The sequence below is a fragment of the Gramella sp. MT6 genome (assembly GCF_019357415.1).
GTDB lineage: Bacteria > Bacteroidota > Bacteroidia > Flavobacteriales > Flavobacteriaceae > Christiangramia.
In genome coordinates this window covers 1,242,865-1,259,505 of sequence record NZ_CP048410.1, presented here as the reverse complement: position 1 = coordinate 1,259,505, position 16,641 = coordinate 1,242,865, and the positions used below count along the sequence as shown (strand labels likewise).

Here is a 16,641-nt window from a genome sequence, read left to right as displayed (position 1 = left end):
AATCAAATTAAAATCTAAGGCTCAGATTCCCGAAAAAGCTGGTGCCGTAACCAAGCCAGTATTTATTTCCAAAAACCGGCATATCTCTATCCATATCCTCCCTCAAAGTTCTGTAATTCGAATTTCGAGCCTGCTCAAATCCTCCCGATTTATATTCCTTATCCAGAAGGTTATTTATACTCACGAAAAATCCCAGGTATTTATCTTTGATTCTCCATGACTTCCCTCCAACCACATTCACCAGGAAATAACTATCAAATTGTTCCTGCTTTAGTAGTTCCCGAGCAATCTCTTCGTCATATTCAAGCAAGGGAAATCCGTCATAATCTGTCTGAAAATTTGAAGTTCTACTAAGTGGATTAACATCTATAAATCCATGAGAAAAGTAATTCAAGGTACTGCCAAACCACCAATATTGAGGATCTCGGTATTCAAACCCAAATTGTGCAGCTCTTTGAGGGCCACCGGCCAGGTAGTAATCTTTTAAATAGGCCTTCCCATAATCTTTGGGACCGGAAAATGATGCCGAACTCAAATACAAAGAAGGATTATTTGCATAGGTAAATTGACCTAATGAAGCCACTGCCTTCAGTTTTATAGTAGAAGTTACCTGGTATTCACTCCCAAATTCCAAACCGAATAATTGTTTATCTATATCTGCAAGCACCTCCTGGACAAATGCCGCCGTATTTTCATTTCCCAAGTCTGCCAAACCATTGCTGAAATAATAAGATACTTCAGCGGCATTATTGATCTTAGTTAAATAGCCGGTTAAACGTAAATTGAACTTTGAAGATCGATATCTATAGCTTAGATCTGAAGTCTGGATGATCTCTTCTTCGCTATCTCTCACTATCTCATTATTCTGTCTAGGGTTCACGAATACATTTCTAAAACCGGGTGGCTTGTTAAAATAGCCAAGATTGAATTCAATATTCTGCCTGCCTGAAAATTTATAGATTAGGCCAGATTTTAATCCAAAATCGAGAAAATCTATTATTTCACTCTCCCCCAGCGAATTTTCAGAAAAGATCCCATTCTGGTATTTCCCTTCTCGTTGATATTGAATTGATCCAATTTTACCGGTAAGGCTCAATTCCACTCTTTTAAAATAATATTGCGCCTGGAGAAAGGCTTCGGCAAGATTAGAATTAACCTCATAACTATATTTATAAACATCTCCTGTTTCAACTAATCTGTTAGGATTCAAAAGGTCAGACTGGCTGGCAAGTATCAAAGGAGTGCCGGAGATCTCTTCCGCGAAAACATCTATATCCAGGAAATTATTTCCTCCGAAATTATCTTTGATACGCGCGAAATTTTCACTTTTAAAGGCACTATATCTAATTCCTGAATTGATCTTAAAATTATCCTGCAACTTCCAGTTCAGAATTATGTTTGCACTGAGTTGATCATCCTGATTTACATCCTCTGCCAAAGCATAGATGGAATTTGTTCCATTTTGAGAAGCAGTATGGTTTGCGAAGTATAATTGTTGCCAATCCAGCTGTCCATTTTCAACAAGATCATTTTGTGAGCGAAAGGCAGCTTCAAAATTTTCTGATCCATCGAACCGCAAATAATAACTGGGTAGCTTTTGATAATAAGCTGGATCGGGATTGGCTCCACCGCCAAGGTAAACCTGTTGACCGTCTAGCTCTACTGAAGTGGTCCCGCCATAATCTATCCTGGAATTGGTTACTTCACCAAACTGATAAGAAATATTGGTGTTGATATCAATATTTTCAGAAACCTGCCAGAAGTGATTCAGCATCAAAACAGGCTCCTTGATCTCCCTTATCCTGGAATTACGAATTTCTCCTTCCTGGTAACCCCAATACGGATTATATTTCCGGCCTTTTAGATCCAGTACTTCTTGGGTAAGCGGAGAAGATTTACCTCGAGTAACCGGCGTATAAAATCCGGTGAAATTAAGAGAATGCCGATCATTTACTTTTTTCTCGACAGAAGCAAAAAAGGAATTTGAATCATATAAAGTACCGTCAATATACCCCTCTTCGGCATAACGCCTTGCTATAGAAAATGCATAAAACCATCCATTCCCCTTTTCCCCGGAAGCGTAAGTTGCCATGATCCTTCCGGAATAAGACCTATTGGAACCTGCAAATGAAACTCTCGAACCCTGTTGATATTTTGAGGCCCGCATAAGGATATTAGAGGTCCCGCCCAAACCTCCAAAACCATATTCCATAGGGGCAATGCCATTGGTAAAAACCTGATTTCGCTGCACATCATTTAGTCCGCCCCAGTTGCTCCATTGTGGGCGACCGTCATAAAGCTTGTTCATTTCCACTCCGTTAATGAGCAACTTCCCATATTCGGAACCTAAACCCCGGACTCTGAAGAATGTCTGGCTAAAATCGAAAGCGGCAGCATTGAGATAAACATCCCTTGTGGATTGTAGCAGCCCTGAGATATTGTCGAATTCACCTTCTTCAGAAAGGATCTCAGATTCGGAAAGACTTATCGTAGACTGCTGACTTCTTTCATAGAACTCATCTGGCCGTAGTAAGATATCACCCAGATCTTTATTTTCAGAAGTTATTTTTAGCGGTAAGCGTTTGGTAATATATCCCGCCCTGCTAACCACCAGAATTATTTCATCAGACCCAGTTTTTTCTACCCCAATGGAAAAAGTTCCATCGGTATTGGTCAGGGTTTCAAGAAATGAACCCTGAATTGCAATTTTAACCTGTGGTAAGGGCACATCGGTGATTGCGTCTACTAACCTGCCCTGTATGGCCGGTTGCTGGGAACTCATTTTCAAACTTATTAGCATGAAGATGAAAACCCAGAAAATCGAAATTTTCATTTAGTGCCTTCTCATCGAAATGTAATATAATGTTAGTCAATTATATTATAACTAACAAAATATCAGTACTTTAAACTTCTTTATTCCCGACAATATTTTGAAGCTACACCTTATACCGATAATATTAGTTTTTAACCTGATCCTCTATTCCGGCAATGGCGTATATTGTCAGAATATGAAAGATTACCAGATCGAAACCGTAGCTTTCTACAACGTAGAGAACCTCTTTGATACCGTAGACGATACTTTGACCTTTGATGATGATAGGACAGCGCTAGGAAAAGATCGTTGGACAGAGGATCGTTATTCAAGAAAAATAGAAAATATCGCAAGGGTACTTTCAGAGATTGGGAAAGATGAAGCAGGAAACACTCCGCTAATTATTGGATTGTGTGAGATCGAGAACAGGTTGGTGCTGGAAGACCTAATCTCTCATGAATACCTGGCAGAATACAATTATGGAATTATTCACTTCGATTCTCCAGATGAACGAGGTATCGATGTAGCCCTGTTATATCGAAAATCAGGATTTACCCCCCTGAATTCGCAACCCAGGAAATTAATGATCTATGATGCCGATAAGCGGGATTACACCCGGGACCAATTAGTTGTAAGCGGATTGATGCATGGTGAAGAGATCCATTTTATAGTAAACCACTGGCCATCTCGGTCTGGTGGTGAAGCTAAAAGCAGTTATAAGCGTGAGAAGGCAGCAATACTGAATAAAAAGATCATAGATTCGCTGTATAGGCAGGATCCAAATGCGCGCATCATTGGAATGGGAGATTTTAACGATGATCCTACCAATAAAAGCTTTAAAAAGTTCTTACAAACCAAACCGGAAATTTCCGAATTGAAGGAAAGAGAACTATATAATCCTATGGAAATAATGCTCAAAAACGGAAAAGGCACCCTTGCTTATCGCGATTCCTGGAATCTTTTTGATCAATTCTATCTTTCTCAAAGCCTGGTTTCGAGAAATTTTGAAGGTTTTCAGCTTTATAAAGCCGGAATATTCAATCCTCCGTATGTAATAACCCAAACCGGACAGTATAGAGGCTATCCTTTCAGAACTTATGGCAGTTCAGGCTATGAGCCAGGGTATAGTGATCATTTTCCGGTCTACCTGTTCCTGATCCGGGAAGTTAAGAACGACCAATAAAAAAAGCCTCCATTTGATCGGAGGCTTTATTACATTCAGAATATCACATTTGGATATCGCTCAAAATTTTTCTAATTGAACCAGGCTGCCCATGGAATTCTTGAAAGCATAGCTATCAAAGCGAATCCATAAAAAATAGCCAGCATTTTGAATTTAGGCCTTGAGGTAAGTTTCTTTTTATGTTTGGAATACCCCATTGTGATCAAGACAATCGCAATAATCATAATTAAAGGATGCTCTACATTATATAGTCTTAACACTGAATCTTTCATAACTCCACCCATTCCTTCTTCGGCCCACATCTTAAAATACGGAGTGGTAAAGTAAAGAACGATTCCTATTAGCAGTTGAATATGCGAAACGATCAGTGTAAAAAGGGCTAACCTGAAATTGGTAGCTGAATACTCCTTGTTGGTAGCAAATCCAATGATCGCATTAAAACTCGATATCAATAACATGAACAGCACCAGGTATGCCCAATAAGAGTGAATGAATTGAACTGTTTCGTACATAGTAATAGTGTTTTTAAGTAATGGCTAAAATACTAAATGTATTTCTTTTTACTCCCATCTGTTTTCAGCATCCTCACCGCCCCAGATAAGGGTTGCAAGAAATGGATTATCGATAAAAGGATTTCTATTACCCTGTGCCGCTTCAATTACATTATTACGTTGCATTTCAAATTCTGAAACCGGGTCTTCTATATTCCATTCAAGGAACAGGTCAAGGTTACCTACGGTAGCAAAATCTTCACCATATCTCAGGTTCACGTACATTACCATCCTGGCAACATCTCCTCTCCAGTCGTCTCCTGGGAACCATGAATTATCATCTACAAGTTTATATTCTCCACTACCATCGGTAAAAGGGAAGTTCAATCTTTCAGAATTGATATTGACATCTGCCGCCCTCATATGGTGCATATCGTTCTTAGCTTCTTCTGAATTAAGTCTGGACTGGGGATAAATATGCTCGGTATTAAAGGTTTCTCCTGCATTAAGATCTCCAACCTGAATTTCATCTTCGGGTCTGCTTTCTCCTGAATACATCAGGATTACATTATCTGGATTATCAAGGTCCTCATCTGCATCATAAAGATAATCATGCCTCTGATAATATTCAAGAAGGTTAGTATGCTGGGTTGTTGTAAAGCTAGATAATTCCTGATATAAAAGTTCAGGATCCTGGGTAAAAGTTACCTCCGCATAATAATCTGATAAGCTGGCAGGCACATTAAAACTTACCGGTTCTACAATACTTACAGTGATCGTTGCTGTTACACAAGTAGCTTCAGCGTCATCGTCGCATAAGGTATAGGTAAAGGTATCGTCTCCCTCAAATCCAGCGGCTGGCCTGTAGGTGATCGTCCCATCTCCATTAAGCTCTGCAGTTCCAGAAGTCCCGGCAAGATCTATGGAAGTTATTTCTGCATCATCTATAGCGTCATCATTATTCAGCATTTTATCTATCACAACCTCTGTAGTTGTGGTAGTGATCACAACGGTATCATCGTTAGCTACCGGTGCTCCCTCATCTACTACAGTCATATTGATCGTAGCCGTTGAGCAGGTGGGTGTTTCATCTGAATCACATATAGTATATGTGAAAGAATCTTCTCCGCTAAAACCTTCATTAGGTGTATAACTGATGGTTCCATCCTCATTAAGGATCACGGTGGCGTTCCCGCTTTCAGAAGTAACTTCAGTAGCCACGGCACCATCTACAAGTTCATCATTATCAAGATAATTTCTGATCGTAAGATCCTGGTCTTCATCAATGCTATAGGAATCGTTATTAGCTACCGGATCACCAGCATCTGTAACCGTAAGTGTAACCACTGCCGTAGAACATCTACTGTCATCGCCAGGAACACAAAGGTCATATGAGAAACTATCTTCTCCAATGAAATCTGCTGGAGGATCATAAGTAAGACTTCCATCTCGATTATCGGTGATCGTACCACCTTCCTGAGTTTCGGCATCAAAATCACTAACCCTGGAGTTGTCTACTATATTATCATTGCTTGTTAGATCACTCAGGGAAATTTTAAGCTCCTGGTTCTCTCTTGCATTAAATGAATCGTTCACGGCTTCAGGATTGCTCACACCTGGAGTTGGATCTGGTTTTGGCGCCGGGTTCTCATCTGAACTACAACTTAAAAGGACAGCGAAAAGGGCTAGATAAATAATTTTTTTCATGGTAGATTTTTGTATCAGGAGTGCAAATATCATATAAATCAATGAATTAAAAAACCTCTTACCCATAGGATAAGAGGTTTTTAGAATAATCAATTATGTTTGATCATTATTTAGAAACGAACCCATTCACCACCTTCTTTAATAAGACTAATGTCTTCAGTAGTGTTAGATCCATTATAAATATCGAATGTAAGTACATACTTCTGTCCTTCTGGTGCACTTGGAGCAATCTCGTTAAGGAATGCCTGCATTGCCAGAAGAATTGAATCGTCACTCCAGTAAGCAGAAGCTCCCGGTCTACGATCGAAGTTAGAATAACGCTCCATACTGGCGATCTGAGTAGAAAGATCTGCATTTCCGCTCAATGCTTCAGCAATAATTCCGTAATCTGGTCCGGCAAGAGTGTACTTGATAGTGTTATCTGGAACCCACATTCCGTCTTCATAACCAAACTGAAGTGTTTCAGAAGTTACAGTTGGAATAGCCATCCACGATCCATTCTGGAATACATAGTTCACATATTCAGTTACAGTAGCTTCGCCATTATAAAACTTATAACCAACCGCTTTGTATTCACCTTCAACGGCGTAAGGAAATTCTCTACCTAAGAAAATACCGATCTTAGAAAGTGCTTCTTCCTCATCACCAAAGTTGCTAAAACGCTGACCGAATTCTTCTGTATAGCTATTTTCAGGTAGCATATAAGGCTCATCCCAGTCTCCGTTAGTATAAGCAAATACAGTAGTTTCTTCGATTGTAGAAACTGAAGCATCAGCATCGATCACATAATCATCACCACTTAATACCACGTTGGTGATAGCGGTGCTTACAGATCCATTGTAAATCGCATAAGAAACAACGAATTTGCTTCCGTCTGCAGCATCTGGATATGCAGTTTTCAGGGTGAAGTTGATAGCCTCAAGAAGCATATCTTCACTCCAGTAGTTATCGCTGGTAGATCTTACATCAAAAGATCCAAATTGAGCAGCATTTCCAGCTGGTCCAGGATATTCATCTGCGAATTCTTCACCAACAGCATCATAATCTGCATCAGAGAATTCGTAAGCCATTCCACCAACAGCAACATATGCATTCCCGTCAAACTGAACGGTCATACTCTCAGTTCCTGAACTACCATCGTAAATAGCATAGCTCACATTGTATTTTTGACCAGCAACATCTCCAAACTCTTCAGAGATAACTGCTCCAAGAGCTTCTACGATCATATCGTTGCTCCAGTATGCATCTCTATCGTCTCTTCTATCGAAGTTGCTGTATTGAGCAGCACTAGAAGCAGGCTCTGGATATACATCCCCAAGTTCATCACCAATCACATCAAAATCATCTGCAGTTAAGGTATAAGCAATCTCTTCTGCAAGGATGTTGTAAGTAAGCTCGATATATTCTCCTTCTTGTACCTGAGGGTACTTTTCATCTAGAAAATCGATAACTTCTCCTCTACCAGTAAAATAATCTGTCGAAAGATCTATTAAAGCATAGTCTGAAGAAGCTACAGTATATGATTCTATTCTTAAAGGATTGAATAGATCAAATCCTACGTTAAGGATAGATCCAGCTCCATAAGTTGGAAAAAGATCTGAAAGAAGCGTTGGAACTAATGTTCTTGCATCTTCTTCTGAACTGAAATTATTGAAGTCCAATCCCAGGTCTTCATAATCATCTTCAGTCAACACATAATCTGCCTGAGCGACTGCCAGTTGATTATCCAGCTCATTGTCAATTTCGTCATGAATGTCATCAAGAGGGTTACAGCTAACTACAACCAGCCCTAATAACATCAATAAAAGGTTAAAAGACTTTTTCATTATTATTTTTTTAGAAATTAAGTTTTGCTCCTACAGTGTAAGTTCTTCCGAAACCATACCATACCAATGCAGTACGTGCATCGTTTCCTAAACCATTCTGAGCGTTAGCAATATATTCTGTACCTGTAATGTTGTAAACATTCGCGTTCAAGGCAGTATCAAAACCAGCTACCGAGAAGTCATACGAAAGACCTACATCAAGAGTTCCGAAATCTGGAACCTGCCATACTTCAGGAGCCTCAGGATTAGTTCTGCTTACTGGATCGAAGTCAGAATAAAAGTCTCCAAAGAAGTTGTAATTAGCTCTAAGTCTCATATCTGCAAGGAATTCGTAATCTACACCAAGACCAGCAGTAGTTTGTGGAGTACCACCTACTTTAGTATCTCCAATATAAAGATTTATTTCATCTACAAGGTTCTGTTCCTCGTCAAATATCTGAACTCCAGTTACATCGTCTGCCCAAGTATAGTCTCCTAGGGAAGCGAAACCTGTAATGCTAAGTTCTTCGAAAGGACGGTATTCAAAATCTACCTCGATACCCTGGTGAAGTGCATTTACTCCAAGTATGTTTGCTACACCAAGTGAACCATCAGGATTGTTATAGCTATAAGTAAGAGATCTATCATTCCAGTTAGTTCTATATGCATTCACATTAGCTCTCCACTTGTCTGTTCTGAAAGTATATCCAACTTCAGCACTAAAGATCTTCTGGTTCTTAGCATCAGAGTTTATATCATTCTGGAAGTTAAGAAATACCGCATCAAAGAAAGGAGCTTTCTCGAAGTACCCAATATTGGCAAATACACCACTACTTCTAGTGAAGTTATAGTTAGCACCACCTTTTACCTGATATCCAAAGAAGTTCACGTAATCTGTTTCCTGTAATGGATCTGAATCTGTGTAGTTGAAATAATCGATACGCTTATAAGAAGTGTTAGAAGCGGCAAGAGAGATAAATGCATCAAAATCTGACTTTGTATACTCTGCCTGAAGGAATCCACCTTCCCAAAGTACGATACCGTCATTCCAGTAGCTGATCTTATCTCCAACCTGTGCAAGGTTTACCGGATCGTTTGCATTAGAATCATCATACCAGTACTGACCTCCTAAAAGATCTGTTACTTCCTGGAAGTGCTTACCTTTGTAGTATCTAAGATCGATACCTGCAAGTAATTCGATGTCTTCAGTGATATCTGTAGAAAGAGTAGATAAAGCTCCAAACCAGTTATGGTCGTTTCTAGAAGCTCTAAGGATAGTTTCAGATCCCTGAGCACCATTCGCGATATTTTCATCTACGATAAGATCAAGATTTACAGGCTGTAAATATCCATCTCTGTATTCAGAATCAAGACCGAACTTGTTTGTTCCGGCCCATCCGCCACCTCCACCAGTACCGAATGAAGCATAAACGGCAGTAGATAAAAGTGTATTTTCATTTATATCCCAGTAGTGGTTAAGTGACATTTGTGGCTTGTGGTAGAAGTTATCTTCAATGTGAGTAACCTGACCATTTAAGTAACCCCAGTCACCGTTGAATTTAATTCCTCTATCACTTTCACGGTAAGTCTCGATCAAATATCTGTTTTGACGTTGTCCGTGTCTTTGTGGAGCACCAAAAGCAGTAAAAGAAAGCTCATGGTTTTCTCCAAATTCCTTCGCAATGTTCACGAAGTAGTTATATCCAATAAATTCAGTTCCGTCAACATATCCATCACCAACAGTTCTTGAGGCAGAAACTGTAGCAGCAAGACCATTTTCTGTTCTACCAGTAGAAACGGTAGCTCCAAATTTAGTATAACCATCATTACCTGTTGCAGCATAAATGTTTCCACCTTTTTCAGCATCAGTAGACTTAGTTACGATGTTTACAGTACCACCAATAGATGGAACGGCAACTTTCGCAGCACCAAGACCTCTTTGTGTTTGCATAGTTCTGGTTACGTCTGAAAGACCAGCCCAGTTACTCCAGTAAACACGACCGTTTTCCATGTCGTTCACAGGAACACCGTTGATCATAACAGCAATATTCTCACCTTCAAAACCTCTCATACGAAGTTCAGCATCACCAAAACCACCCCCGGCTTTGTTAGCATATACTCCTGGAGTAGATTTTAGCACTTCAGGAAATTCCTGGTTACCAATCTTAGTTTCGATCTCTGCAGCACTTATTGTAGAAACAGCTACCGGTGTCTTACGGTCTATCGCAAGAGAGAAGCTAGTTACAACAACCTCATCCAATGCGTCTGCATCTGGGCTAAGGATTATACTTCCTAAATCTTTAGATCCTCCAGTAATGGAGAATTTTACTGTTTTTGTTTCATAACCTACGAAACTGATCTCAATAGACCCTTCAGCTTCAGATACTGTAAGACTAAAGTTTCCATTAAAATCTGTCATGGTACCATTGCTTGTGCCAGAAACTTTAACATTGGCACCCGGCAGTGGGCCATCCATTTCAGAATCTATAACTTTTCCAGTTATAGTTCCTTGAGCAAAAATTGTAGCAGATGTAAGGAACATCGCTAGCAGTAATAATTTCCTCATGTTTTAATTGTTTGTGTTTGATTAAAATTCGGTGCAAAAAAACACAATTCTTACATAACTAGCATTATCTAAGTGTTAAGAGTTTTAACTTATTACCTATGAATCTTGCCAAAATTCAAGGAATTTAGGACGGAAAGGCTAAAATAATCCTACAAAATTATTGTTAATCAGCTGAATATCAATTTTTAAGGAAGACCAAGTCCTATCAACAAGAGATTTAATAACAATTATTAAAAAAAATAAAAAAAGCTCCGGATTTCACCGGAGCTTCTTTTTAATTATCTGGAAATTAGGTCTAGAACCTAAAAGCTACACTTGCATTCCAGGTTCTTCCCCATCCAAAGAAAACGTTATTATTAACATTCACTCCGTCATAGGTTGTATCCTCCGGACCTGCAAGGATATTAGTATTGGATTCAGAAATATAAATATTATCTGTCACGTTATTCACGTTCAATCTAAAGCTCAATCTGTTATCTCCTAAATCAAGACCATAAGAAGCTCCAAGGTCTAAAAGACCGTAAGAAGGAACTTCAAACACTTCGAAATCTGGATCGTTCAGGGCATCTGTAGCATCGAAATCTGCATATAGATTATCTGCATATCTATAAGTTGCATCAACACTTAAATTATCGAGGATCTGATAATCTGCACCTAAACTAGCAGTTAATTGTGCAGCATTCCCAACTTTAACTCCGTCAAGATTAAGCACAGCATCGTCAACTCCAGGAATCGGGTTCTGGTTTTCATCAAAATATGAAGCTACCACATCGTCCTTATATTCCCAATCACCTATAGAAAGCATACCATTCCATCTGAATTTATCTCCAACTCTACCATAGAAGTCGAATTCAAATCCTTTATGAACCTGTGTAATACCAAGTAAGTTCGCTGTTCCTCTAATTTCATTTGGCGTATCCTCAAAGAAGGTTGCTGCATCAGACTCGAATCTATCAGCCCATGATGTTCTATAGATATTCACATTAGCATTGAAGTACTGAGAACGGAAACCATAACCTAATTCAATTCCAAAAACCTGTTCGTTAGTTAAATTCGGATTTAAAGTATTACCAAAGTTGATATAAACAGCATCGAATAATGGTTGTTTTGAATAGTAACCAACATTCCCGAATACGTTATGTTTCTCGTCTATATTATAGTTCATACCCCCTTTAATATTCCCACCAAGGATGTTCTCCCAGTCGGTTTCCTGAGTAGCAGGAGGTTCGTTAAAGTATTCTATTCTTTTGAATCCCTGGTTAGACAATGATCCCTGGATAAAAGCAGAGATCTGATCTCCAGCGTATTCTAACTGGCCAAAAACACCAGCCCATCTTACCAATCCATCATTATAATAGTCGATCTTCTCCTCATCGTCTATACTCTTGAATACATTCAAAGTATTACCTATGGTAGGCTCGTAAGTTTCATTAAGGAACCTGGTTGGATTATTGCTATCTGCAGTTGAAAGATAAGTATCTGCACCCATAAGGTCTACTAATCTACGGTAATGGAAACCTCTATAAGATCTTAGATCTGCTCCAAGGTCTAAAGTAATTTTATCTGTAAGTTCAGTTTCGAAGTTGGAGATAACACCAAACCAGTTGTGAGAGTTTACAGAAGAACGTTGTGAAATCCCATTTTCACCAGAACGATCCCCGTTTCCAGTATTTACAAACTGCCCCTGGTACTGGCCTTCACCAGAATATGGTTGTCTTGGGTCTCCAAAAGCAGGAACATCCTGACCAGAGTTCCATGCAAAAATATCATCCATAGGAATTAAACCATCTTCAGTTAATGGAAGGGCAAACGATTGTCTACCATTGATCCTACCAATAGAACCTATAGAACCACCCCTACCAAAAGAAGCATATGCGGTTGTAGATAATTTTGAAAGACTGGTTATATCCCATTCCCAGCTAAGAGAAGCTACAGGTTTATGATAGAAGTTACCAGCGAAAGTAAATTCTTCCCCGTTTCTGTATCCGTAGTCAAGATTGTATTTTTCATTTGGCTCACCATTTTCTCCATAGGCAAGGTAGCTTGAAAGTCTTGTGAATGCACCTCTTTGATTATGTTGCTGTGGAGCACCCGTAAGCATGAAGTTAAAGTCATGATCTTCATTTGCCTTATAACCAACGCCTATGAAGTAGTTATAGCCTTCAAATTCGGTTCCGTTCACATAACCATCTCCAGCTGTTCTGCTGAATAAAAATGATCCAGACCATCCATTATCATTAAGTCCGGTGTTGTAAGAAGCAACTGTTTTTAAGTAATTATCGTTACCAAAACTAGCTTTTACAAAACCACCTTCTTTTCTTTCTGCTGAACGAGTTACCACGTTAATAGTACCACCTACAGACGAAACGGCAAGTTTAGAAGAACCTAAACCTCTTTGTACCTGTACCGCTGAAGCCACATCGCTAAGACCAGCCCAGTTACTCCAGTATACCTGTCCGTTTTCCATGTCGTTCACAGGAATACCGTTAATCATCACGGCAGAGTTCTGAGTATCAAAACCTCGAATGGTAATACGCGAATCTCCAAATCCACCACCTTGTTTAGTAGCATAAATTGATGGAGTAGTATTAAGGATCTCAGGAAATTCCTGGTTCCCCAGTTTCTCCTGGATCTCTGTAGAACGAATAGTAGAAACAGCCACAGGAGTCTGGCGATCCTTGGCAAGGTCTACTACACCTGTGATCACAACTTCAGATAAGGCATTTGCATCTGGAGTTAAAACTATCTGACCTAAGTCCTGAGTTTGACCATTAGAAACATTGAACTTTACAGTTTTGGTCTGATAACCTACAAAGCTAATTCTAATTTGACCTGTAGCATCTTCAACGTCAAGGCTGAAATTCCCATCAAAATCGGTCATAGCACCTTGTTGAGTACCAACTACCAAAACATTTGCTCCCGGTAAAGGACCATCCATTTCGGAATCCAATACCGTACCGGTAACCGTTCCCTGGGCAAAAATCGAAGTGGTTGCTAGCAGCATCACTAAAAATAGAAACTTTCTCATTTTGAAAAATTTGTTGTTTGCTTTAAAATTTTTGCAAAAAAAGTCAATTCTGGAATTTAAATAAATTCACAAATGTTAATATTAAAAAATTTAACAAGCCGCTTTTTCAAAATGAGATATAAAAAAACAAGCCCTTGATTACAAGGGCTTTATAAGTGGCATATTGAAACTTGCACTATTTCTCCAGATAATATTTCAGAAGATTTTTAGTGGAAGAATCATGCTCATCGACCGTATTTGTTGCGAATTCTGAAAGTATCTTAGTAGCCAATTGCTTTCCTAATTCCACACCCCATTGATCATAACTAAAAATATTCCAGATCACTCCCTGCACAAAAATCTTGTGCTCATATAAGGCGATAAGTTTCCCCATACTCTCTGGAGTCAGTTTTTCAATAAGAATTGTATTTGTAGGATTATTCCCCTCAAAAACCTTAAAAGGACTGATTCTGTCTATCTCATCCTGACTCAATCCCTTAGACTTCAGCTCATGTTCTACCTCTCCAGATGTTTTACCGTTCAATAAAGCCTCAGTTTGTGCAAAGTAATTAGCCATCAACTGGTCCTGGTGAACTTTATCATCGAAAAGAGATTTCTTGAATCCAATAAAGTCTGCCGGAATTAATTTTGTTCCCTGGTGGATAAGTTGGAAAAATGCATGCTGCGAATTAGTTCCAGGCTCTCCCCAGATGATCGTTCCGGTTTCATAAGAAACTTTTTCACCATTGCGATCCACACTTTTACCATTACTCTCCATGATCGCTTGCTGAAGATAAGATGGAAACTTGCTCAGGTATTGAGAATAAGGGATCACCGCTTCGCTTTCTGCATCAAAAAAGTTGTTATACCAAATCGTTAACAGGGCTAACTGGACCGGCATGTTTTCCTTGAATGGAGTTGACTTGAAATGATCATCCATCTTTCTTGCTCCCTCTAGCAAAGAAGCAAAATTGTTATATCCTATCGCCAGGCTAATAGAAAGACCTACTGCACTCCATAATGAAAATCGGCCTCCAACCCAATCCCACATTGGGAATATATTTTCAGGATCTATCCCGAAAGCTTCTACCTTCTCCAGGTTGGTGGATACTGCAACGAAATGTTTGGAAACTTCATTTTCAGGCGCAGATTTCAGGAACCATTCCCTCACGGTGGTAGCATTACTCAATGTTTCCATTGTAGTAAAGGTTTTTGAAACTATAACGAATAAGGTGGTTTCTGGATTAAGATCTTTTATTGTTTCATGAACATGGTCACCGTCTACATTAGAAATAAAATGAATTTTAAGATGATTCTTATAAAATTCAAGACTTTCAGTAACCATATCAGGACCAAGGTCTGAACCGCCAATACCAATATTTACCACATCGGTAAATGCCTTCCCGGTATATCCCTTTCTGGTACCATTAATTACCTCATCACAAAAAGCACGAATATTTTCTTTCACTTCCTGAACTTCAGGAACCACATTCTCACCTCTAACCTTAATATTGGCGTCCTTACCTGCTCTCAATGCTGTATGTAAAACCGGACGGTTTTCTGTCTGGTTAATGGCCTCTCCAGAAAAATAACTTTCTATGGCCTCATCGAGTTTACATTCCTCAGCCAGTTTTAAGAGGAGATCTCTTGTATCTTCAGTAATCCTGTTCTTGCTTAGGTCTACATAGAAATCTTCCCACTTAAGAGTGAAATTATTTGCACGATCTTCGTCTTTAGCGAACATATCGCGCATATGTTCATTTTCAATCTTTTTATAGTGATCTTTTAATTCGCTCCATGCGCCTGTAGTGGTTGGATTGATATTTTTCATCTAAATATTTTTGTACGGTATTTCTTCAAGTTCTTCCTTCAAAGGTTCGATATATGCAAAATATTCATCCTTTAGGTTGTCTTCTATATGCTTTGCAGATGGTAGATTTTGACGATATGGATCTACCTGTCTTCCATTAACCCAGAATCTATAGCAAACATGCGGCCCGGTAGCTAAGCCAGTACTACCAACATATCCAATGACATCTCCCTGTTTTACCGTTTCTCCATTTCTCACCGCCCTTTTGGTCATGTGAAGATACTGTGTAGTATACTTACTGTTATGGCGTATTTTCACGTAATTCCCGTTACCCGAAGTATAACTTGAAGCGATGACCGTACCATTAGCGGTACTTACAATTGGAGTCCCGTAGTCTGCAGCATAATCTGTTCCCAGATGTGCTTTCCACCTCTTTTGAACCGGGTGAAAACGTCTTTTGGTATATCTTGATGAAATCCTAGAATAATTCAGTGGTGCTTTTAAAAAGAAGCTCTGCAAAGCTTTTGCCTCTTCATCATAGAAACTTGGTTTGCCTGAAATTGTATCATTCAAATAATTGAAGGCGTAGAAAGGCTTATCTGAATGTTTGAAAACCGCAGCATCAACTTTTTCTACACCTACAAAAACAGTATCATCTATATATTTCTCATGATAGATCATTTTGAACTGATCTCCCTTCTGAAGTTTAAAGAAATCGATGCTCCACTGGTAAATATTAGATAGTTCATATACCAGTAGATTACTTAACCCCTGTGCCTGCATAGATTCAGAAAGTGACGAAACGATCACTCCGGAAACTTCTCTTCGCTTTACGGTCACCGGTCTCTTTTTGGTTTCAGCATAGATACTATCACCTATAGAGACAACAGTGTAATTGATCTTATCATTTTCGTAGATAAAGTACTGAGGAGTCTTTGCTGAATCCTTAGCCTTAAGGATCATATATTTTTTACCGGCAGTAATTCGTGCAGGATTAAAAGTGTCTTTCACCTTATTGGAAATTTCAAAGACTTTTCCATGGCCAACACCATTTTTATCCATGATATAACCAAAACTGTCTCCAGCTTCGATCGTATCCTTTACCACTTCAAAATCATTTAGAACAAAACCATATTCCTTTTCAACCGGAGGTAACTTTTTTTCTTTAACCTCTTCGTTAACAGCCTGGTCTTTTTCCTCATCATTGCAGGCAACAAAAGCCAGCATCAACATTAACAGTAAGCCTAGTTTCTTCAATTT

9 protein-coding genes are annotated in these 16,641 nt (G+C 39.0%); 1 reads left to right on the top strand and 8 read right to left on the bottom strand.

The features are described from left to right. Positions 1 to 7: 7 nt before the first annotated feature. Entirely contained in the window at positions 8 to 2,833 is a 2,826-nt protein-coding gene (locus G3I01_RS05735; RefSeq protein ID WP_219551933.1) for a TonB-dependent receptor, read from the bottom strand. Positions 2,834 to 3,008: 175 nt separating this feature from the next. On the opposite strand from G3I01_RS05735, the gene G3I01_RS05730 reads away from it, so the two are divergent. After that, the gene (locus G3I01_RS05730; protein ID WP_219551931.1) at positions 3,009 to 3,995 is read left to right on the top strand and encodes an endonuclease/exonuclease/phosphatase family protein; all 987 of its coding nucleotides are present in this window, start codon (positions 3,009 to 3,011) and stop codon (positions 3,993 to 3,995) included. Between the two features lie 71 nt (positions 3,996 to 4,066). Here the strand turns inward: G3I01_RS05730 and G3I01_RS05725 are convergent, their stop codons facing one another. From G3I01_RS05725 to G3I01_RS05695, 7 genes are all read right to left on the bottom strand, one after another. Beyond that, the gene (locus G3I01_RS05725) at positions 4,067 to 4,507 is read right to left on the bottom strand and encodes a hypothetical protein (RefSeq protein ID WP_219551929.1); all 441 of its coding nucleotides are present in this window, start codon (positions 4,505 to 4,507) and stop codon (positions 4,067 to 4,069) included. 48 nt (positions 4,508 to 4,555) lie between these two features. Further along, positions 4,556 to 6,193: an Ig-like domain-containing protein gene (locus tag G3I01_RS05720; RefSeq protein WP_219551927.1), complete on the bottom strand. Its 1,638-nt coding sequence runs from the start codon at positions 6,191 to 6,193 to the stop codon at positions 4,556 to 4,558. A 110-nt stretch (positions 6,194 to 6,303) separates the two neighbouring features. Then, a complete protein-coding gene (locus tag G3I01_RS05715; RefSeq protein WP_219551925.1) occupies positions 6,304 to 8,019 on the bottom strand; it encodes a hypothetical protein in 1,716 nt (571 codons plus the stop codon). A gap of 10 nt (positions 8,020 to 8,029) precedes the next feature. Beyond that, the gene (locus G3I01_RS05710; protein ID WP_219551923.1) at positions 8,030 to 10,564 is read right to left on the bottom strand and encodes a TonB-dependent receptor; all 2,535 of its coding nucleotides are present in this window, start codon (positions 10,562 to 10,564) and stop codon (positions 8,030 to 8,032) included. A gap of 295 nt (positions 10,565 to 10,859) precedes the next feature. Then, positions 10,860 to 13,592, bottom strand: coding sequence for a TonB-dependent receptor (locus G3I01_RS05705; RefSeq protein ID WP_219551921.1), 2,733 nt, complete (start codon positions 13,590 to 13,592; stop codon positions 10,860 to 10,862). A gap of 175 nt (positions 13,593 to 13,767) precedes the next feature. Continuing rightward, a complete protein-coding gene (gene pgi, locus G3I01_RS05700; RefSeq protein ID WP_219551919.1) occupies positions 13,768 to 15,402 on the bottom strand; it encodes a glucose-6-phosphate isomerase in 1,635 nt (544 codons plus the stop codon). After that, positions 15,403 to 16,638 (bottom strand): peptidoglycan DD-metalloendopeptidase family protein, encoded by a 1,236-nt coding sequence (locus G3I01_RS05695; protein ID WP_219551917.1) that lies wholly within the window; start codon positions 16,636 to 16,638, stop codon positions 15,403 to 15,405. Positions 16,639 to 16,641 lie beyond the last annotated feature (3 nt).